Origin of the sequence: Nocardia sp. NPDC005978, from assembly GCF_040614455.1 — a bacterium.
Classification (GTDB): domain Bacteria; phylum Actinomycetota; class Actinomycetes; order Mycobacteriales; family Mycobacteriaceae; genus Nocardia.
In genome coordinates this window covers 20,581-41,047 of the sequence record NZ_JBEXUS010000048.1, presented here as the reverse complement: position 1 = coordinate 41,047, position 20,467 = coordinate 20,581, and the positions used below count along the sequence as shown (strand labels likewise).

The following is a 20,467-nucleotide window of genomic DNA, read 5'->3' as shown; positions in this document are numbered from 1 at the left end:
CCCGTAGTGGTGCGCAGCAGACAATGCAACCCCCAAGGGGGTGGCCACGACCTCCACGGCCGGCCGTGTGCCACCTAGGTCGGCTTCCCGCCGGCCGGATCGGACGAGCCGGGCGGACGGGATCTCCCCTGCCGGTGAGTACTCGAGATCGTATCGAGGATGCCGATTCGGCAGCGGTGGTTCGCGCGGTAAAAGCCCAGCTCGCACCCCCATTCCGGGCGAATGGGACAGTTCGTGCCGATCGGCCCGATCGCGCGGCGCGCACAGGCGGTGCGCGGCGCGGATCGAGCTCGTCCTACGGGGCAGCCTCGAAGCGAACCTCGGAGATCGAGGTCTGGTGCTGGCCGCCGTTGCTGCCCAGCGCGGTGATCCAGATCAGGACGTAGCGCGCGGGCTGATCCGCCTTGACCGGGATCTCGGTGAGACCGTCGCCGAGCGTCGCCGACCCGATCAGCTGGGTCTGATCGAGCGTGGGCGAGGCGGTGGGCGAGGTCCGGATCTCGACCTGCGTTCCGGCCGAGGGCGATTCGATGATGACCTTGGTCAGCTTGCTCGGGCTGCCCAGCGTCGCCAGCACCCCCAGCCCCTTCTTCAGGGCCGGGAACTGCTGGAAGTACGCGTCGGTGCGCCACTGGGTCGCGCCGTTGTTGTCGAGCACCGCGCCGACGCCGCCCGGATTGTCCGGGGTGCCCTCCGGGGAGAACACCATCGCGCCGGTGACCGGCACCGGCACGCCCGCCGCCGCCTCGGCCGGGGACGACGGCGCGCCCGGGGCGGCCGGCGCCGCGGCGGACGTGGTCAGGCCGATGTTGCGCTGCTCGTTGAGCGGCTCGGACGAGCTGCCCGGCGCGAACACGCTGAGCAGCCACCAGATGATCACGCCGACCACCAGCGCGGCGAGCACGCCGAGCCCGACCAGGATCCACATCATGCGCTGCGAGCGTTCCTTCTCGGCCGCCAGCAGCTCGGGATCGGCCAGCGATTCGTCCGGCGCGGACGGCGGCCGCTGGCCCAGGCGCAGCACCGGGATCAGATCGGTCTTCTGATCCACCACCGAGGCCTGTTCCAGCACGTGCTGGACCGTGGCCGCGGTGCGCACGCCCTTGTTGGACTCCAGCGAGCGCACCGCGACGGCGGAGATCTCGAAGGGCACCTCGGGCCGAATCTGCCTGGGCTCCACCGGGGTTCCGTCCGGCCCGAAATCGGCCAGCGGCAGTCCGCCCATGGTGGCCGCGGTGCCGGTGACGCCACCGGTGCGAATCGGCCAGTGCGCGGTGATGAGCGCGTAGAGCATGGCGCCCAGCCCGCGCACGTCGGACTGCGCGTCCGAATCGCCCAGGGTGCCGGGGAAGGCCAGCACCGCGTCACCGGTGGCGCTGATGCGCACCCGGTCCGGGTGATCGATGGACAGCGATCCGCCGCCGCGGTGCGCCATTTCGGCCGCCGCGGCGAGGGCGCGAATGGCCCGGGCGGCTCCTATCGGTGACGGCACGGTGTCGGCCATCTCCTTGAGGGAGCGACCGGGCGTCCATTCCGCGACCACGATGCCGCCGGAGGAGCCGCGCACCACGTCCAGGACGCGGGCCAGGCCGGGCGAGTTGATCCGGCCCAGGCGCAGGGTGCGGGACAGGATCGCCTGCGGACCGTCGTGCCCGGAGTTCTCCGAGGCGGTCTGGTCGGCGTCGACGAAGGTGAGCGCGACCTCGCGGTCCAGCTTCACGTCCAGGGCCTGCCAGAACTTCAGTCCGCGCGCGCCGCCGTGCCCGGCCAGCAGCCGATAGCGGCCACCGGCCACCGAGGCGCCGGGCATGAGCTTGGGACCGCGCTGCACCCGCTTGCCGGTCGATTCGACCCGCATGGGCGGCATGAGTGGGGAAACCGCTTCGTAGACACCGGTTTCGGGGCCCGCGCCGGTCTGTTCGGGCGCTTCTTCCGGTTCGATCCGGGGGCCGCGTTCGCTGCCTCTGGATGCGGAACCGGCTTTGCCGCCCGGGGATCCACTCGTGTCGCCCGGGTTCGGAGGGACATCTGTGGAGAGCCCGCCGCCCGCTGAAGATTCAGCGGCCGGGGTACCGCCCGCCGCGTCGTCGCTCACCCTCGCTCCTCCTTCGCCCTGGTGTGTCGAAGCACGATATGTCGGGGCCGGAACCGGGCCACCGGCATCCGATGTCGTACGGGCACCGCCGTCCTGCGACATACGGACAGCATCGTCCCATGTCGTGCGGGCGTTGTCCGGCTTCCGGTTCGAGTCTGCCGGAACGCCGGATCCGGCGCTTGCGCTCGTCTGCCGAACAGGGTACGGGAACTCGTGCTTGACGGTGGGTTCAACCGCCTCCGGACGGATGACCGGCAGCACCATCGTCTGCGCGTCGAGGTACGGATCGAAGCGGTAGTAGTACGGCGCGGCGCGCAGATCGGGCCGCGGGATCAGCGAGGTCTCGTGGATATCCTCGAGCGGGGTGCCGTCGAGGTCGAGATCCGGTGCGGGCGGGGTGATGCCGAGGCGGCGGGACACGGCCACGGTGATGGCCACGATCTCCGGAATGCCCGCCAGGCGCATGAGCCCGAAGGTCACGCCGAACATGATGATCGCGGTCAGCGCGACCCGGACCACCGAGCCGATGCCGCCGAACGAGTCCGAGAGCCGGTGCAGGCCGATGACCTTGTCGGCGATCAGCATGACCGCGCCGCCGGCCGCCGAGGCCAGCACCACCCGGGTGATGGTGTGCCCGACATTGGCCATGCGCAGATCGCCGAGACTGCGGTGCAGCAGCCAGCCGCCGATGATCGCGCCGGCGACGAAGCCCAGGCCGTTGGCCACGCCGAGTGCGATGACCACGTGCTCGTCGTCCACCACGAGCGGGGACAGGACCGAGAGCACGACCTTCACCGCGACGATGCCGAGGATGATCCAGGTCGGGGTCCACGCCTGCTCCCGGGCGTAGAACACGCGCAGGTGGATCAGGACCAGCGCGTAGGGAATCAGCGTGAACGCGGACCAGGCCACGGCCTCGCCGAGGCGTTCGGCATCGCCGGCGCCGAACTTGCCGTAGGACAGCAGCGCGCTGCCGATCTGCGGTCCGGCCAGCGTGAAGAACGTGACGATGGGGACCAGCGCGATCATGGTGAGCCGGGTGGCGGTGCCGAGATCGTCGACCACGGCGGGCGTGTCGTCGGCCGCGGCGTTGCGCGAGAGGCGCGGCATGATCGCGGTCAGCAGTGTCACGCCGATGACGCCGTACGGCAATTGCAGTAGCAGCCAGGCGAATTGGTAGATGGCGGGACCGGCCGCGTCGACCTGGGCGAGGACCCGGGTGGCGACCATCCAGCCCAGCTGGCTGATCAGGACGTACAGGATGATCGCGGCGCCCATGGCGGCGAACCGCTTGAGCCGCGGGTCCATCCCCCACAGTGGACGCAGGTCGATGCCCTCGCGCCGGATCGCCGGCAGCAGCACGGCGACCTGCACGACCACACCGAGGGTGGCGCCGATGCCGAGCAGCAGCAGCTTCGGATCGCTCATCTTCGTGGGATTCAGGGTGATCTCGCCCGGGGTGAGCCAGTACAGGACCAGCACCGTGAGCACCACGACGTTGTTCAGTACCGGCGCCCACGCGCCGGGCCGGAACACCTGGTGGGTGTTGAGGATCGCCATCAGCAGCGCCGACATGCCGTACAGCAGGATGGCGGGCAGCACGAGGTAGGTGAAGGCGGTCGTGAGCCCGGTGTCGACCTTGCCGTCGTGCGGGACGAGCAGCGGCGTGAACAGGGGGGTCAGCAGCAGCGCCAGCAGCATGCCGGCGCCGAGCACTGTGAACGCGGTGGTGAAGAGCCTGCGGACGAAGGCCGCGCCGCCGTCCGGGTCCTCCTTCTCGGCCCGTACCAGCGTGGGCACCACGATCGCGGTGAGTACCGCGCCGAGCAGCAGTTCGGAGATCATGGCGGGCAGGGTGTTGGCGACGCCGAAGGCCGAGGCGATCGACGGGCCGAGCACGGTGAGCAGCATGAGCTGTTTGCCGAATCCGGTGATCCGGCTCATCAGCGTCGCGATGGCGATGGATCCGGAGTCCCGGACCAGTTTCGCGTTGGAGTTGTCCCGTTTCTCGACGGCCGCGGGCTGATCTCTGGTGGGCGGTCCGCCGCGGGTGGCGGGCATGCTGCGCGGAAGCGGCTGACGCTGTTGCGGATTCGACAGCGGCGGCGTCGGGTAGCGCTGCGGGCCGGGTCCGCCCGCGGGCCGGTTCGGGCCGGCGTCGCGGTGGCCCCAGTGATAGCGGTCGTCGGGGTTGGGCGCGGGCCGCGCGGGTGCTCGGCCGGGCGCGGGCGGCCGGTCGCCGCGGGGCGGCTGGGTCGGCGGGTTCGATCGGCCCGGTGGCGGTTTCGGCGGCGCGGGCCGCTGCGGCATCGCGGGCCGCTGCATGACGGGTCCGTCCTCGGCGGGCCGGGGGCCGCGTTCGCGTGGTGGACCGGACGGTTGACCCGGTTGCGGGCGACCGGGCGCCCCGGGCGGATTCCCCGGGATCCGGGGCGGCAGCGCGCCGCGGCCGCCGGGACCGGATCCCGGCGGCGCGGGTCGCGGTGGCTCACGCCGCGGCGGAGCGCCCCGCTCCCACGGCGCGGAGGGCGTCCGGCGGGCGGGGGGTGGTCCGTCCTCGGGCCGGCCGGAGGAACGCGGTCCGTCGCCGTATTCGCTCACCGTGCCTCCTCTTTCCTGAGCGGGCTCACCGCGCCTCCTGCTTGTGTAACTCGCGCTTGCGCGCCCGCCGGAATCGGTTCACCCGGCGCCGGGTCTCCGCGTCGAAACCCTCGTCGGCCGGATCCGACTGCCCGCGGAAGCGGTGCCAGAGCCGGCGTCCGGCGAGCAGGAGCAGTAGCGCGCCGGCGGCGGCGGTGATGATCGCCAACACCTGACCGTAGGCGTTGGAGCGCACCGAAACCTTGACCTCGTCGCCCAGCGGCACGCCGTCCGGCGTGGTGAGGGCGATCGGAATCTTCAGACTCCGGCTCTCGGAGACTTCGGTCGGTATCTGGAACGAGCGGGTGCCCTTGGCGGGCAGCTGCTGTTCGCCGATGTCGGAGATGGTGGTGTCGGCGGGCGCGTCGATCCGGAACTCGACGCGGATCGCCACGGGCAGGTCGTTGCGGGCCACCAGCAGCAGCGGGCTCTGTTCCGAGGCCAGGGTGTAGACGCCGCCGGGCGGCAGCACGGTCACCGACACGAACAGGTCGTCCACGCAGCGGGTGGTCTGATCGACGCGGCGCTGTGCGTTGATGTCGGCCTGGGCGCCCCCGGCGCGGCGATCCGACAGCGTGAGCGCGCGGATCAGGTCGTCGCGCAGCGGGGTCAGGAAGGCGCGCGGGCTCAGTTCCTGCTGCGGGACGTCGACCAGGGCGCTCATCAGCTCGGTGAGCCGATGCGCCTGCTGGCGAACCGGTTCGGCGAAGTGCGTGGGCACCGCTTCCTCGGCGGCCGCGGCGAGGTAGTCGAGTTCGAAGGGCTGCGGGTCGGGGGGCTGGGCCAGCAGGTCCGTGAACGAGCGCGGGGTGGCGAGGCCGGCGCGCAGCAGTTCGTTGACCTGGCCGAGCAGCGCGCCCGCCTCGTCGCGGTTGGGCCCCCACTGCTGCGGCGGCATGAGCAGGGCCGAACGGGGTTGTCCCGGCTGCGGATTCAGCGCGGACCAGGACAGTGCGCCGAGTGCGTCCTGCAGGCGCGCCGCGCGGGAGTCGTTGGTGACGTCGTAGCGGACCTGGTCCGGCGTGAACGGCGGGGTCGGCGGATGCGACCCGACCGCGGCCAGCGCGGTGGCGGCCCAGATGTCGAAGGTCGCGGCGCGCAGTTCCGGTGTGGCGGGCGGGGTCGTTCCGGTGGCGGGCAGCGGCACGCTCGCCAGCCGCACGATGTCGGGGTTCACCGGTTCCAGGGTCGCGTCCGGGCTCTTGACGGTGGTGATCTCCGGGCGCACGGTGCCGTTGGTGACGGCGTTGTCGGCCAGGACCGCGGTGGTGAATCCGTGCTGCGCGAACAGTCCGGCGGCCTCGGTGTCGATGCTGCCCGCGTCCGGCAGCGCGACCCCGCGCACGGATTTCACCGACAGGATCGAATCGACCAGATTGGCCGGTTCGTTCAGCGCGCGTTCGGCGAGGGTGACATCGCCGGTGGCGGCCAGCGCGGTGGGGTCGACCTGCGCGAACGGCAGCGCGACCACGCACAGGCCGGGCGCCAGTGTGCGCAGCCGGTCCAGCCAGGACTTGGCCGCGCTCGCGCCGCCGCCGGATCGGGTGGACCCGTCCGGGTCCGACGGACTGGCCAGCACCCGGTAGCCGTCGGTCATATCGGTGACGGTGAGCAGCAGGTCCGGGTCGACCGCCAGGCACAGCGCGTTCCGCAGGTTGCGGTCTCGACCGGCGTCCGGCGTGAGCGCGGTCTCGAGGGCGGAGAGCAACTGATCGAGGCGGCCGCCGGAGGTCAGCGAGGCGGCCAGGTCGTCGTCGGTGAGCAGCGCCTGGCCCGCCTCGGGCGAGCCGGGGCGGCCGGCGACCAGGCGCGGGCGGTCGGCCAGCGGCCAGATGAAGGTGGTGGCGACCGGCGGCGCGTCCACGGCCGGCGGAACCGCCGGCGCCGGATTCTTGGGATCGGTGGCGGCGGGCACGCCGAGCACGGGCAGCAGGAAGCGCGCGTCGTCGAGCCGGGCCTGCCCGCCGTACGCGGGTTCGCCGTTCACGTTCAGCAGCAGCGGGTAGACCCCGGGCGCGGTGATGTCGAGCGCGGAGATGTCGCTCGGCGTTTCGGCCCCGGCGCGCAGGGCGACGGTGAGGCTGAACTGTTTCCGCTGGCCGGGCGTCAATTGCTCTGCGACGTCCTGGAATTCACCGGCGACGTCGTAGTTGATCTGGTCCAGGCGCAGCGCGGTGCGCAGCCCACTGGGGCTGTTCACGGGCGCGGCGCGCTGTACGCGCACGCTGACGTCGTCGACCGGGCGGTCACCGATATTGGTGACGGTGCCCGAGACGACGAAGTACGGATCACTGGCGGCGGTGATCGCCGTGGGCGTGACCGAATCCAGGGACAGCTTCAGGAATTTCGGTCCGCTCGGCGCGCCGGAACCGTTGCCCGTCGGTTGTGCCGTCGCGAACGGCGGGCACGCCACCAGGACGGACAGCAGTACCGCGGCGAACGACAGAATCCAGCGGTGCAGCGTTCTCGGTCGAGTCGGGTGTGCCGCCGCGGTGTCTTGCTCAGGCCCCCCGGACCCCGCACACGTCATTGTCTGCCGTTCTCCATCCGGTCGATCAGCCGGTTCGCGACCTCGGCCAGGCGCCGTTCGTCGGCGTAGGCGAGACGGGAGTCCAATTCGCTCAAGGGAACCCAGGCCACCTTGGTGACCTCCACGTCGGCGTCGGAGAGTTCGCCGCCGAGGGATCGCATCAGGTAATGGTGCACGGTCTTGTGTACCCGGCGGCCCTCGGTCACGAACCAGTAGTCGATGCTGCCCAGTTCGGCGACCACGCTGCCGTTGATGCCGGTTTCCTCGGCGACTTCGCGAATCGCCGTCTGTTCAGCGGTTTCGCCTTCTTCGATGTGTCCCTTGGGCAGGGACCAGAGCAGCCGGCCGCGCCGGTCGGTGCGTCCGATCAGTGCCGCGCAACGCTTCTCGCTCGGGCCGTCGAGGCCGTCGACCACGAGTCCACCGGCCGAGGTCTCCCGGACCGTGCGCATGCGAGGTTTCGCCGCACTACCGGCCGAACCACGGCGCCGGGGCTGGCGGCGTCGACTGTTCGCGCGATCGGCCGGAGACACTGCGTCAGTCTAGCGGGACGGCCTCTAATCACCGCTTCACCGCGACCGCCCCGTCGTCCCGTGCCCTTCCGGACGCTTGTCACGCGTCCGGGAGCGGCGGCCGGACGCGATTCCCGTAAGCTGCGTTTTCGTGGTTTCGCAGCAGTCCGAGGAAGCAAGCGTGGATCGCCGTACCCGATTGCTGGCCTCGGCGGCGATCACCGTGGGCCGGCTCTCCGATGTACTGACCCCGCTGGGGGAGATGTTCGCGGCGCACGGTCATCAGCTCTATCTGGTGGGTGGCACGGTGCGCGACGCGGTGCTCGGGCGGCTCGGCACCGACCTGGACTTCACCACCGACGCCCGGCCCGAGGCGGTGCAGGACATCGTGCGCGGGTGGGCCGATCACCTGTGGGACACCGGCGGTCTGGCCTTCGGCACGGTGAGCCTGGCCAAGGACGGGCAGCAGCTCGAGATCACGACCTTTCGCAGCGAGAACTACGACCGCGTCTCGCGCAATCCGGAGGTGACCTTCGGCGACAGCCTCGAGGGCGATCTGGTGCGCCGCGACTTCCGGGTCAACGCGATGGCGGTGCGCATCGGCGGGCTCGGCGAACTGGAGTTCGTGGACCCGCTGGACGGGATGGCGGACCTGCTGGCCGGGGTGCTGGATACGCCCGCGCTGCCGGAGGATTCGTTCCAAGACGATCCGCTGCGCATGCTGCGCGCCGCGCGGTTCGTGTCCCAGCTGGGCTTCGAGCTCGCGCCGCGGGTGCACGCGGCGATCGTGGCCATGGCCCCGGAGCTGGAGCGCATCACCGCCGAGCGGGTGCGCGCGGAGCTGGACAAGCTCATCGGCGGCGCGCATCCGACCGAGGGCATCGACATCATGGTCGAGACCGGGCTGGCCGCGCAGGTGCTGCCCGAGGTGCCCGCCATGCAGCTGGAGATCGACGAGCACCACCAGCACAAGGACGTCTACCAGCATTCGCTGACGGTGTTGCGCCAGGCCATCGATCAGGAGCAGGGCGATCCGGACCTGGTGCTGCGCTGGGCCGCGCTGCTGCACGACATCGGCAAGCCGCCCACCAAGAAGAACGAGTCGGGCGGCGGGGTGAGCTTCCACCATCACGAGGTGGTGGGCGCGAAGATGGTGCGAAAGCGCATGCGCGCCTTGAAGTATCCCAAGCAGTTCACCGAGGACGTGGCGCGGCTGGTGTACCTGCACCTGCGGTTCCACGGCTACGGCAAGGGCCAGTGGACCGATTCCGCGGTGCGCCGCTACGTCACCGACGGCGCGGAACTGCTGCCGCGCCTGCACAAATTGGTGCGCGCGGACTGCACGACCCGTAACAAGCGCCGGGCCGCGCTGCTCAGTTCCACCTACGACGATCTGGAAGTGCGGATCGAGAAGCTGGCCGAGCAGGAGGATCTGGCGCGGGTGCGCCCGGATCTGGACGGCAACGCCATCATGGAGCTGCTCGGCATTCAGCCGGGGCCCGATGTGGGCAGGGCGTGGAAGTTCCTCAAGGAATTGCGCCTGGATCGCGGGCCGCTGCCGCGGGACGAGGCGGAGGCGGCGTTGCTGGAGTGGTGGCAGAGCGCGAAATAGGCGCGGGGACCCCGGGTTCGAGGGCCCGGGGCTCAGAACACGATCAGCGTGCTGCCCGCGACGATCGCCGAGCGGATCTGCGCGAGGTCGAACGAGCCGGTGATGCCGGGCAGGTCGGCGGCGAAGTGGATGTGGTCGCCGTCGCGGTGCGCGCTGGTGATCCGTGCCTGATTGGGCAGTTCCGACAGCGGAATCGGTTTGAGTCGCGTCCAGCGGCGGGGTGCGCGCACGCCGAGCCAGTGCGCGCGCTGCACGGTGATGTTCAGGACGTTGTCGGCGATGTGCGCCTCGATGAGCGCGCGCACGCGTTTGCGCCGGTGGGTGGCCAGCACCAGGCCGTCGCCGGCGGGTTCGACCGTCCAGTCCTGTTGCCAGGAATTGATCCACTCCAGCAGGGCCGCGATGGTGATGACGCCGGAGACGTCGAGTTGCGCGGCCCGCACCGTGGTCGGCACGCCCGGCACCAGCCGGACCCCGTGCGCGATGACGGTGAGTTCCTCGATGCGGTGCCGGTCCCAATACATGCCGGTCACAACGGTTTTGGTCTGGAAATGCGCGCCCCGGCGGCGCACCTTGAGCGTGTGCAGGGTGGCCCGCAGCTCGTTGCCCATGAAGGTGGCCCTGGCCTCCTGCCCGCCGAAGCGGCTCAGGATGCCCTCCGAGAGCAGGGTCATGAGCACATCGGGCATGAGGGCGGTGACGGTGCCGACCCCGAAGTCGGTGACCGGGTCGATCCAGGCGGTGGTGAAGGTGGTCCACTGGTCGACCCACGTCTGGTCGAACAGGCGTTTCCCCAGGTCCAGGCCCAGGTCTACCGCGCGGAGCGGGGACCAGGCCTTCGGATCGAAATACGTGGCCATGACTGCTTCGAGCGTACTGGTCACTCGTCCGCACGCCAGGGCCCGCGCGGTGACTCAGGACACACCCGGGCGCACCCCGCCCGCACCCCTTTTCTTGTCCGGGGCCGCGCCCCCCTTCACAATCGGAGCTGCGACCCGAGGACGAATTGCTGGGAGGCCGGATGAGCGTGGATCTGAACAGCGACCTGGGTGAGGGGTTCGGCGCGTACCGGATGGGCGACGACGCCGCCATGCTGGAGGTCGTCACCAGCGCGAACATCGCCTGCGGTTTCCACGCCGGGGATCCGGTGATCATGCGCCGCACCTGTGCGCTGGCCGCGGCGCGCGGGGTGCGGATCGGCGCGCACATCGCCTACCGCGATCCGGCGGGCTTCGGCCGCCGGGCGATGGCGGTGGCTCCGGCCGAGCTGCGCGACGAAACCCTGTATCAGCTGGGCAGTCTGGACGCGTTCGCGCGGGCGGCCGGGGAGCGCGTGCGCTACGTGAAACCGCACGGCGCGCTCTATCACGCGGCCGCCGCCGATCGAGCGCTCGCGGACGCGATCGTGGCGGCGATGCGCGAGTTCGATCCCGACCTGGCCCTGCTGGGCCCGGCGAACACCGAGATGGCTTTCGCGGCCGACGCCGCGGGAACTCGTTTTCTCGGTGAGGGATTCGCCGACCGCGCCTACACCCCCGACGGCCTCCTGGCTCCCCGCTCCCAGCCCGGTGCGGTCCTGACCCCCGATGCGGCCCTGGCCCAGGCCCTGTCGATCGCCCGCGACGGCAAGGCGGTCACCGTCGACGGCGACACGGTCGCGGTCGAGGCCGCCAGCATCTGCGTTCACGGCGACACCCCCGCCGCGGTGGAGATGGCCCGCCGGATCCGCACCGCCCTCGACGAGTCCCGGATCCCGGTCCGGCCCTTCACCTGAGGAGGTGCGCCGTGAGCGCCTACTCCACACCCCCGACGCCGTCCCACCCCTCCCCTCTCGCGCCGGACCCGCAGTCGCGGCCGGAGGCGCCCGGCGATGTCGTGGGTGTTTCGGCGACGAAGGCTCGGCGGCTCGATCGTCCGGTCGCACGCACGGGAATGAGCACGCCATGAGCGATTCGGATGCCGAGCAGGCGGGCGAGATCCGCCGCGCGGGCGACAGCGCGTTGCTGGTGATCCCACCCGTGCGATCGATGGTGGCCGACCTGGTCGCCGCGTTGCGCCCGCGCCCGGCGGGGGTTCAAGACGTCCTGCCGGCCGCCGAGACCGTGCTGGTCACCCTCGTCTCCCCCGCCGCCGTGGAATCGGTCCGCCGCCGACTGGACGCCCTGCTGCGCGGTCTGGACGCCGAGGCCCGGGTGTCGGCGGTCGCGGGTGCGGGCGGGCGTGCCAACACCGGGCGAGCGCGTGCACTCGGCACCGGCGACCGCACTCCCCCGGCGGCCGACTTCGGTCCGAGGGCCGCGGATTCGGCTGCGGAGGAGGCCGATTCGCCGCTGCGGGGTGGCCGAACACGAGCGGCCGACGGCGCGGACGCCGAGCCGGTAGTCATCCCGGTGCGCTACGACGGCGAGGACCTGCCCGCCGTGGCGCGGCTCCTGGGTATCACCGAGGCCGAGGTGATCGCCCAGCACACCGGGGTCGAATGGCGGTGCGCCTTCGCGGGATTCGCCCCCGGCTTCGGCTATCTCGAGTCCGCCGACAGCCGCCTGTCGGTCCCCCGCCGGGACCGCGCGCGCACCGCCATCCCGGCGGGTGCGGTGGCGCTGGCCGGCGGCTACAGCGCGGTCTATCCCCGGCGCAGTCCCGGCGGCTGGCAGCTCATCGGCACGACGGAGGCCGTGATGTTTCACGTGGATCAAGACCCGCCCGCCCTCGTCCGCGCGGGTACGCGCGTCCGGTTCGTCGATATCGAGGCGGGGCGATGAGCGCGGGACTGCGGGTCGAGAAGGTCGGGCCGCTGGCCACCGTGCAGGATCTCGGGCGGCCGGGGTGGTTCGACTCCGGGGTCGGGGTCGCGGGGGCGGCGGACCGGGGGTCGTTGCGGCTGGCCAACCGGCTGGTGGGAAATCCCGAGGGGGCGGCGGGGATCGAGGTGTTGCTGGGCGGGCTGGAGGTGGTCGCCGAGCGGCATCTCACCGTCGCGGTGACCGGGGCGGCCGCGCCCGCGACGGTCGACGGGCGTCCGGTGGGTGCGGCCAGCGTGCTGCGGCTGGAGGAGGGGCAGCGGCTCCGGCTGGGCTGGGCGACAGCGGGATTGCGCAGCTATGTCGCGGTGCGCGGCGGGCTCGCGGTGGACGCGGTGCTCGGTTCGCGCAGTCGCGACACGCTGTCCGGCCTCGGCCCGGAACCGTTGCGGGCGGGCGACATCCTGCCGATCGGCGCGCCGCCGCGCGAGTATCCGGTCGTCGACGTTGCCCCGGTGGCTCCGCCCCCGGCGGGGCGCGTCACCGTTCGGGCGATTCCGGGTCCGCGCGCGGACTGGTTCGCCGACCCGGCCGCGCTCTTCCGCGGTGACTGGTCGGTCTCCTCGGACACCGACCGCATCGGCGCGCGCCTGGACCGCCGCACCGGCCCCGCCCTGGAACGCGCGATATCCGGCGAATTGCCCACCGAGGGTATGGCTCTGGGCTCGGTCCAGGTCCCCCCGAGCGGCCAGCCGGTCGTCTTCCTCGCCGACCACCCCATCACCGGCGGCTACCCGGTGATCGCCGTGGTGCTCGCCGCCGACGTGGACGCCGTCGCCCAGGCCCGCCCGGGCCAGCCCCTACGCTTCCTCCCCTACTACTGACCCCGGCGCCGCCCCCCGCACACGCGCGCCCCGGCACCGTGCGAAACCGGCCGCGTCGCACAAAGTCCCGGGCGCGGGCCGGGACTCACTCCTCCGGCCGCAGCCGCGCCCGCATCAGATACACGTTGTAGCTGTCCCAGGCCGACATCATGAAGTACAGGTCGGTGGCCGTGGACCACGGGTGGATGAACCCCCCGTACGCGGAGGGATAGTCGTCGAGGTCGGCGAGCGGGACCGGTTCGGTCCACGCGCCCTGGGGTTCGGCGGCGGTGCGCAGCACGATCTGGTTCCGCTGCAGGTCGAGGTAGACCATGCGCCAGCGCCCGCTGCCGGGGTCGTAGTGCACCGAGAGCTCGCTGGCGGTGCCGGAAACCAGTGGGGTGGCGAGCAATTCGTTGGGTCCGGCGGCGGCGGTCCAGGTGTCGCCGATCCAGTACTGGTAGGCGGTCTTGTTCAGCACCTGGTCGGCGGGCGCCCGGGCGAGCCCGACCGTGCCCATGCGCCCGTTGGGCGTGCCGAACATGTAGACCCAGTCGCCGCGCGGCACCATGGCCACCACCTGGAATCGGCCGAGCCCGAAGAAGTTCTCCCAGCGCGCCCACTGCGATTTGGTCCAGGTGCGCCCGTGGTCGTCGGACCAGGCGAGGCCGCCGTGCCCGGTCCACCACATGCCGGGCATACCCCACCGGGCGACCGACATGTAGCTCAGGTACTGCCGGTCGCCGACGCTGAAGCCGGAGGTCGGAATGGTGGTGACCTCGAGGTTCTTCAGCCGCCGCGCGTCCAGGATCTCGGCGGCGTGGCAGCGGCTGTCCTGGACGAAGGTGTCCAGCGCGAGTCCGTCGCTCAGGTCGCGATCGGTGCTGTAGGCGATGACGTTGCTGCGCCAGTCCTGGTCCCCGGTGCCGGCGCCCGGCGGCTCCCATCCTTTGCCGAAGGTGTCGCCGAAGACCACCGCGACCTCCCCCGGCCGGTGCTCCCACATGAGCCCCAGGTCGGTGCCGTCCACGGACCAGCGCATATCGGTGCGATTCTCGGATCCGCGCCCGGTGACCTGCTGGACCAGTTCGACCGATTCGACGGCGGGCAGCGGCAGCGGCGCGACGGCCCGCGCGAACTCCGGCGGCTGCACCGCGGCGGGCGGAAGGGGTTGCGGTTCGGGCGCTTGTCCGCCCGGCACCGGAACGGGAATGGGTTCGATGTCGGGCTGGAATTCCAGGCGCGGCAGCTGCGGCAGCGGTCCGCTCCCCGACGAGCCGCCGTTGGCGGGCGGCGCGTCCGGGACGCCCGGCGCGAGTCCGGGTTCCGGGTCGGGCGGCGGCGGTTTGTTGTCGCGAATGTCCGGGCAGGGGTTCACACACGGATCGGCGGGCAGCGGCGCCGGGTCGATGCGCGTGTTGTCGGGGAGCGGCCCCGGCATCGGCACCGGCACCAATTCCGGTAGCGGGTACTGGATTCGGATGGTGGGGTCCGGCGGCGGGGGCGGCGGCACGGGCGCCCCGGGCTCGGGGTCGCGGCGCAGCGGATCGAATCCGGTTTCGCCGCAGCTGTTCACCGGCGGCGGCGCCCACGGGTGACTGCGCGCCTGGGCCGGGGCCGCGGGCAGCAGCAACGTGCCCACGGTCAGTACGCCCGTGCACAGCAGCGCCGCCGGGATTTCCGAGCGCGAACCGGGTCGAAATCCCATACGGCGTACTTCTCCTCGTCCGGACGTGCACCGAGAGCGATTCGCTCCCACGGTAGCCGCCGGTTCGCGGAGCCCGCGCCGGGTGGAACACGTTGTCGGCCGGTTGTGATCGAGCCGAGACGAACACGCCGGACGACCGGCCGTGGGACACGCGGGGCGACCGCCCGGCGAACACGCGAGGCGATCGCCCGACGAGCGCCGGCGAACGCGATTGCCTGACAAGCGCCGGCGAAGGCGATCGCCCGATGAACGCGACCGCCCGACGACCGCCCGCCGCAACCGTCCGATGAACTCCCGGCGCGGCCGCCCGGCGAACACGCGGGCCGACCGGCGCAAGTTTCAGGGCGTGCGGCGCGAGTTCAGCGCGATGGCGGCGATGCCCAGCGCGTAGATCCCCGCCGCGATGAGCACCGCGGCGGGCGCGCGCCCGTCGATGGGAATCCACACCGCGGTGAGCGCCAGCGCCCCGACGTAACTCATGTTGAAGATGGTGTCCTGCAGCGCGAACACCTGCCCGCGGTGCAGATCGTCGATATCCATCTGCATGGCGGCGTCGCCGGTGAGCTTGATGGTCTGCCCCGCGATGCCGAGCAGGAACAGCCCCGCCAGGAAACACGTTTCGGCGCGCCGCTCCCCCGCGCCGGTGGCCAGGGTGATCGGCGTGAGGAGCGCGAGCTGGACGACGATGGCGAAACCCAGGGCCGCCACCACCGTTCGCGATTTCCCCCAGCGTGGAATCACCCAGGGCGCGACGAGCGCCGCGACCAGCATTCCCGCCCCGGTGGCGGTGATGGCCGCGCTGAATCGCGCCAGGTAGGCGGCGTCCTCGTTCCAGTTCCCGCGCCGCAGCACGAGCACGACCAGCAGGGCGTTCATGCCGAGCGCCATGCGGTGCGCGCCGATGCCGAGCAGGGCGGTGGTGACCTCGCGCGAATGCCAGGCCGCGCCCGCGCCGCGCCGCAACCCGGCGGCGATGGCGCGCACCGAACTCCGGGCGTCCGAGCGCGGCGCGCCGCGGGCCGGGTCCAGGTCAGCGTGGTCGCTGTCGGGTGGCGCGCCGCCCACGCGGTCCGGTCCGAGCACGTGCGGCCGGAACCCGGCGGCGGCCAGCCCGCCCAGCACCGACCCCGAGGCGCTCACCGCCACCGCGATCGCCGAGGCGGTGTCGCCCGCCCCGATCACCCCGATGATCCCGAATCCGATTCCGGCGCCGAGGAACGCGCACGCCGAGGAAATGGTGACCAGCACCGAGTTCATCGGCACCAGCCAGTGTTTGTCCAGCACCCGCGGCAGCGCGGCCGAGACCCCCGCCCCGATGAAGCGGGAGGTGCCGATGACGGCCAGCGCCAGCACCAGCAGCGGCGGCGAGGGCGCGCCGGCCAGCAGTCCGGCCGCGGTGAGCGCGATGAGCGCTCCGCGCAGCACGTTCGCCACCAGCAGGACCCGGCGCCGATCCCATCGGTCGAGCAGTGCGCCCGCGAACGGCCCGATGACCGAGTACGGCAGCAGCAGCGCCGCGAATCCGGCCGCGATGGCGAGCGGATCCGTCTCGCGTTCGGGATTGAACAGGATGGCGCCCGAGAGCGCGGCCTGGAACATGCCGTCGCCGAATTGCCCGGTGAGCCGGACGATGCTGAGCCGGAGCGTGCCCGGATTCTCGCGGAGTCCGGTGCGGGCGTCGCTCGCCGCGGCCCGGAATCGGGACAGCCGGGTGCGCCCCGCCGGTTCGCAGGCGGGGCGGGTGTCCGGTGCGCTCACCGGGCGGGGTGCGTGGTCACCAGAGCGAATACCGCGGCGCGCATGTCCTCGGCCATGGGGAGATTGTCGAGACTGTCGGCGTCGATCCACTGGAATTCATCGTGTTCGCCGGGCGAGAGCAGTACGTCGCCCGCGTCGGCCTCCACGACGAAGCTGTATTTGCGTACCCGCGATTTGGTGCGGGTCGCGTAGTCGAATCCGCCGAGTACTTCGGTGATACGCAGGATTCGGAGTCCCGTTTCTTCGAAGAGTTCGCGTTCGACGCATTCGGCGAAGCTTTCGCCGGGTTCCACGCCACCGCCCGGAAGTTCATACTTACCCCCATGCCAGTCGTCGGCGACACGCCTTACGACCAGGAGTTTTCCGCCGCGGAATACCGCGACGCCCACCACGAAGTGGTTGATCCCCTCGCTACTGGCCTGCTGCCGGAGTTCGCGTTCGATGCCCGCTAATACGTCGGGTCGCATCCCCTTGCTCTCCCTCCGGTTTCACTTGCGGCACATCATGATACGGTCGCCGACCGAACCCCGCTGGCGGGGTACTCGCGACGGCGCCGAATCGCCGGGTATTTGCCCGAATCGGTGTCCGAGAGTGAAGTGCCTGGTCTGGGGCGTGCGGGGTGTTGCTGTCCGCACGCTAGAATTTACCGGGAATTCAGGTTGGGTCGCCGAATGTGCCCCTACCCTGGATTCTGATCGGTGTACGCCGGTGAGAGGAGTACGGCGGTGTCCACGCTCACGACACCACACATCAACGTCCATCGTGCCGGTGACCGCATGAAAACCCGTGTCGCCTGGCTGGATTCGAAGCATTCGTTCTCCTTCGGGGAACATTACGATCCCGACAACACGCATCATGGACTGTTGCTGGTCAACAATGAGGACATCGTCCTGCCCGGGGAGGGATTCGAAACCCATCCGCATCGGGATATGGAGATCGTCACCTGGGTTTTGAGTGGCAGCCTGGTGCATCAGGATTCGCTGGGTCACAACGGGGTCATCTATCCGGGTCTGGCGCAGCGGATGTCGGCGGGTTCGGGCATCCTGCATTCGGAGAAGAACGATTCCTGGCGGGCGAGCACGGCTCCCGAGCACGAGGAGCCGGTGCATTTCGTGCAGATGTGGGTGGTGCCCGACGAGCCCGGCACGACCCCGGGCTATCAGCAGCTCGAGGTGGACGCCGAGTTGGCGGGCGGTGGTCTGGTGACGGTGGCCTCGGGTTTGCCGCGGTATCGCGATCGCACGGCCATCGCGATCGGCAGTAGTCATTCGGCGATGCACGTGGCTCGGATGCCCGGTTTCGGTGAGGGTTCCGAGGTTCGACTACCGGAGGCGCCCTACCTGCATCTTTTCCTCGCACGCGGCGAGGTGGAGCTGGAGGGCGTCGGCACCCTGTACGCGGGCGACGCGGTGCGCATGGTGCGCAGCGGCGGGCAGCGGGTCACCGCGAACCTGCCGTCGGAAATTCTGGTGTGGGAGATGCACGCGCGCCTGGGCGGGCAATAGCATCAATAGCGATTCGTGATGATCGCACCAAAAGGGACGAATCGGGCGCGTTAACGGTCGGCTCGTACGTCCGCGATACCGGGAGCACCACCCACGGAAGGACGTCCCCCCATGTCGTACCCGCCCCCACCGCCCAGCGAATACAACCCGCAGGGTGGGCAGTATCCGGGTCAGTACCCCGCGCCCCCGCCCGGGAACTACCCGCCGCCCGGCGGCCAGTACTGGCAGGAATCGCCCAAGGGCAAGGGCCTGGCCATCGCCGCCCTGGTCTTCGGCATCATCGCGGTGCTGTTCTGCTGGACGATCGTCGGCGGCATCTTCGGCGGCATCCTGGCCATCGCCTTCGGCGTGATCGCGATGGTGAAGGCCCGCAAGGGCCGGGCCGGCGGTTTCGGAATGGCCGTCACCGGCCTGATTCTCGGCCTGCTGGGCCTGATCGCCTCGGCCGTCATCGGCGTCGTCGGCTACAAGTTCTTCGAGGACAGCGGCGGCGGCGACTTCCTGGACTGCATCAGCAACGCGGGCGGCGATCAGACCAAACTCGATCAGTGCGAACGGGATTACAAGGATCGGATCGAGGACAGGTTCAGCATCACGCTGGAACCCACGCCGACGCCCTGACGCGGGGTCGCTAGTGCTGAACGGGCTTGCACGCGCGGGTCGCGTTCACCACTTCCGCGAGTTCGGGCCGAAAGTCCCCGTCCGGTGGGCAGATCCAGACCCGGTAGCCGGTGTGCTCGTCCGTCGGTGACGGCAGCACGATGTGGCTACCGGGCAGCGCCACCGCCGCGCACTCGCTGAAAAGGTCCGAGAACAGGACCATGTCGAGGTACGAGTCGTCGGTCGGCCCGGTGAGGAACGTCCAGCGCCCGGCCCGCGGATGCCCGATGATCGGTCCGCAGCGCGCGCGTTTCCGGAGGTGGTCGCGAACGCGTGCGCCGAGGTCGGCGGGCATGGTGACGGCGCCGACGGCGCCGATTTCCAGCATGATGCGGCCGAGCGCGGAGTCCACGATGCCGTAGAGTCCGTGCTCTTTCCGGTAGCGGCGGCAGCGGGCCAGCGCTTCCTGGGTGTCGGTGTACGAGGACGGGTCCAGCGCGCTCATGGCGAACCTCCTGCTACCGACCCTATTCTGCCGCAATCGGTATGACAATAGTCACACGCCGGTGAGTTCCGGGGGTAGCATCGGCTCACATGGCACCCGTCTCGCCCACCGTCGCCCGGTGGGAGTTGGTCCTGCGATTACGGGAGCTGCGCGAGCAGCGCGGCTTCGATTCGGCGACGTTCGCCAAACGGACCGGGTTCACCCCGGCGAACTGGTCGCATGTGGAGAAGGGCAGACGGGTGCTCACCGCCAGCACCATCGAACCGGTGCTCGCCCTGCTGGAGGTGGACGGCGAGGAGCGCGGCGAACTGCTGGCGTTGCTCGCGCAGAGCAAGGAGCGCGGCTGGTGGGCGAAGTCCTCCGCGCTCATCGGGCCGGAGCTGCAACGCTATTACGGCATGGAGTTCGGCGCGGACAGCATTCGCAGCTACGACAGCCTGGTGATCCCGGGCCTGCTGCAGACCGAGGAATACACCCGAGCCCTGATCAGTGCCGACGTCATGATCCGCCCGGTGCAGGTGGAACAGCTTGTGGCCGTGCGCATGCGGCGTCAGGAGCGGCTGCGGGACGAGACGCCGCTGGAGGTGACGGCGGTGGTCGGCGAGGCGGCGCTGCTGCAGCAGATCGGGGGTACCAAGGTGCTGCGCGGTCAGCTCGAACATCTGGCGCGCCTGCTGGCGGAGCTGGATTCGGTGACGGTGCGGGTCATTCCGTTCGCGGCCACCCGCGGCGGAATTCTCGGCGGCTCCAGTTTCCATCTGCTGGATTTCGCTTCGGAGTCGCTACCCACGTTCGGCTGGGCCGAGAGCTCGGTTTTCGGTGGCGCCGTGGACGATTCGGATCAGATTCGCGATCTGGGTTTTGCATTCGTGCGTGCACTTGACCAATCACTCAGTCGTGCAGAGTCTTTGGAGTTGATCACAACTTATTCGCAAGGGTAGGAGACAGATGCGAGACGGTAAAATGTCCCTCATGGACAGCACCGCGAAATACCTTCCGGAATCCACCGGATGGTTCACATCGTCCCGCACCAACAATGGGAATCAATGTGTCGAGGTCCGTTTCGACGGCGGCGCGGTGTTCATCCGGGACAGCAAGTTCCGGCGTGATCCGGCGCGATGCCCGGCGGACGAGCCGATCATCACCGTGTCCGCCGCCGAATGGATGCGCTTTCTCGACGGTCTGCGCGGCGCGAGCGCGCCGGCTTCGGACCGGGCGGCCGCCCGAACCCTCATCGCCCGGCCCGCCGCCGGCGGCCACACCGCGCTCCGGCACGGTGATACCGGGCTCGTCTATACCCCTGGCGAGTGGGAGGCGTTCCTGGCCGGCGCCCGCGACGGCGAATTCGATCGCGTGCCCGAATCCGCGTAGCGCGAACACCGGACGATCCGCCGGGCT

General features: G+C 70.7%; 16 protein-coding genes. 8 read left to right on the top strand and 8 right to left on the bottom strand.

Translation table 11 applies throughout. The features are described from left to right. Positions 1-295: 295 nt before the first annotated feature. The 3 genes from murJ to ABZ319_RS22095 all read right to left on the bottom strand — a co-directional run bounded on the left by murJ (position 296) and on the right by ABZ319_RS22095 (position 7,798). Positions 296-4,420, bottom strand: coding sequence for a murein biosynthesis integral membrane protein MurJ (gene murJ, locus ABZ319_RS22105; protein WP_354988341.1), 4,125 nt, complete (start codon positions 4,418-4,420; stop codon positions 296-298). A 301-nt stretch (positions 4,421-4,721) separates the two neighbouring features. Next, complete coding sequence (locus tag ABZ319_RS22100) at positions 4,722-7,265, bottom strand: DUF6049 family protein (RefSeq protein ID WP_354988340.1); 2,544 nt, start codon at positions 7,263-7,265, stop codon at positions 4,722-4,724. Next, the gene (locus ABZ319_RS22095) at positions 7,262-7,798 is read right to left on the bottom strand and encodes an NUDIX hydrolase (RefSeq protein WP_354988339.1); all 537 of its coding nucleotides are present in this window, start codon (positions 7,796-7,798) and stop codon (positions 7,262-7,264) included. Before ABZ319_RS22095 ends, ABZ319_RS22100 begins: the two co-directional genes overlap by 4 nt. Positions 7,799-7,958: 160 nt before the next feature. On the opposite strand from ABZ319_RS22095, the gene ABZ319_RS22090 reads away from it, so the two are divergent. After that, positions 7,959-9,389 (top strand): CCA tRNA nucleotidyltransferase, encoded by a 1,431-nt coding sequence (locus ABZ319_RS22090; protein ID WP_354988338.1) that lies wholly within the window; start codon positions 7,959-7,961, stop codon positions 9,387-9,389. Between the two features lie 32 nt (positions 9,390-9,421). Here the strand turns inward: ABZ319_RS22090 and ABZ319_RS22085 are convergent, their stop codons facing one another. Then, entirely contained in the window at positions 9,422-10,249 is an 828-nt protein-coding gene (locus tag ABZ319_RS22085) for a hypothetical protein (RefSeq protein WP_354988337.1), read from the bottom strand. Between the two features lie 161 nt (positions 10,250-10,410). Here ABZ319_RS22085 and ABZ319_RS22080 point away from each other — a divergent pair, with 161 nt between their 5' ends. The 3 genes from ABZ319_RS22080 to ABZ319_RS22070 all read left to right on the top strand — a co-directional run bounded on the left by ABZ319_RS22080 (position 10,411) and on the right by ABZ319_RS22070 (position 13,014). Further along, a complete protein-coding gene (locus ABZ319_RS22080) occupies positions 10,411-11,163 on the top strand; it encodes a 5-oxoprolinase subunit PxpA (RefSeq protein WP_354988336.1) in 753 nt (250 codons plus the stop codon). Between the two features lie 169 nt (positions 11,164-11,332). After that, positions 11,333-12,151 (top strand): carboxyltransferase domain-containing protein, encoded by an 819-nt coding sequence (locus ABZ319_RS22075; protein ID WP_354988335.1) that lies wholly within the window; start codon positions 11,333-11,335, stop codon positions 12,149-12,151. Continuing rightward, complete coding sequence (locus tag ABZ319_RS22070) at positions 12,148-13,014, top strand: biotin-dependent carboxyltransferase family protein (RefSeq protein WP_354988334.1); 867 nt, start codon at positions 12,148-12,150, stop codon at positions 13,012-13,014. Before ABZ319_RS22075 ends, ABZ319_RS22070 begins: the two co-directional genes overlap by 4 nt. 85 nt (positions 13,015-13,099) lie before the next feature. Here the strand turns inward: ABZ319_RS22070 and ABZ319_RS22065 are convergent, their stop codons facing one another. The 3 genes from ABZ319_RS22065 to ABZ319_RS22055 form a co-directional block, all read right to left on the bottom strand. Then, the gene (locus tag ABZ319_RS22065) at positions 13,100-14,701 is read right to left on the bottom strand and encodes a DUF4185 domain-containing protein (RefSeq protein WP_354988333.1); all 1,602 of its coding nucleotides are present in this window, start codon (positions 14,699-14,701) and stop codon (positions 13,100-13,102) included. A gap of 339 nt (positions 14,702-15,040) precedes the next feature. After that, positions 15,041-16,408, bottom strand: a complete 1,368-nt coding sequence (locus ABZ319_RS22060) for an MFS transporter (RefSeq protein WP_354988363.1) — start codon at positions 16,406-16,408, stop codon at positions 15,041-15,043. Positions 16,409-16,455: 47 nt separating this feature from the next. Next, positions 16,456-16,926, bottom strand: a complete 471-nt coding sequence (locus ABZ319_RS22055) for an NUDIX domain-containing protein (RefSeq protein ID WP_354988332.1) — start codon at positions 16,924-16,926, stop codon at positions 16,456-16,458. A 258-nt stretch (positions 16,927-17,184) separates the two neighbouring features. Between ABZ319_RS22055 and ABZ319_RS22050 the strand changes: the two genes are divergently transcribed. Beyond that, on the top strand, positions 17,185-17,964 hold the full coding sequence (locus ABZ319_RS22050) for a pirin family protein (RefSeq protein WP_354988331.1): 780 nt from the start codon (positions 17,185-17,187) through the stop codon (positions 17,962-17,964). Between the two features lie 111 nt (positions 17,965-18,075). Continuing rightward, positions 18,076-18,585, top strand: a complete 510-nt coding sequence (locus tag ABZ319_RS22045; protein ID WP_354988330.1) for a DUF4190 domain-containing protein — start codon at positions 18,076-18,078, stop codon at positions 18,583-18,585. 10 nt (positions 18,586-18,595) lie between these two features. Here ABZ319_RS22045 and ABZ319_RS22040 read toward each other — a convergent pair whose 3' ends face one another. Further along, a complete protein-coding gene (locus tag ABZ319_RS22040) occupies positions 18,596-19,069 on the bottom strand; it encodes a hypothetical protein (protein ID WP_354988329.1) in 474 nt (157 codons plus the stop codon). A gap of 89 nt (positions 19,070-19,158) precedes the next feature. On the opposite strand from ABZ319_RS22040, the gene ABZ319_RS22035 reads away from it, so the two are divergent. Then, a complete protein-coding gene (locus tag ABZ319_RS22035; RefSeq protein ID WP_354988328.1) occupies positions 19,159-20,010 on the top strand; it encodes a Scr1 family TA system antitoxin-like transcriptional regulator in 852 nt (283 codons plus the stop codon). A 31-nt stretch (positions 20,011-20,041) separates the two neighbouring features. Continuing rightward, positions 20,042-20,440, top strand: a complete 399-nt coding sequence (locus tag ABZ319_RS22030; protein ID WP_354988327.1) for a DUF397 domain-containing protein — start codon at positions 20,042-20,044, stop codon at positions 20,438-20,440. Positions 20,441-20,467: the final 27 nt, after the last annotated feature.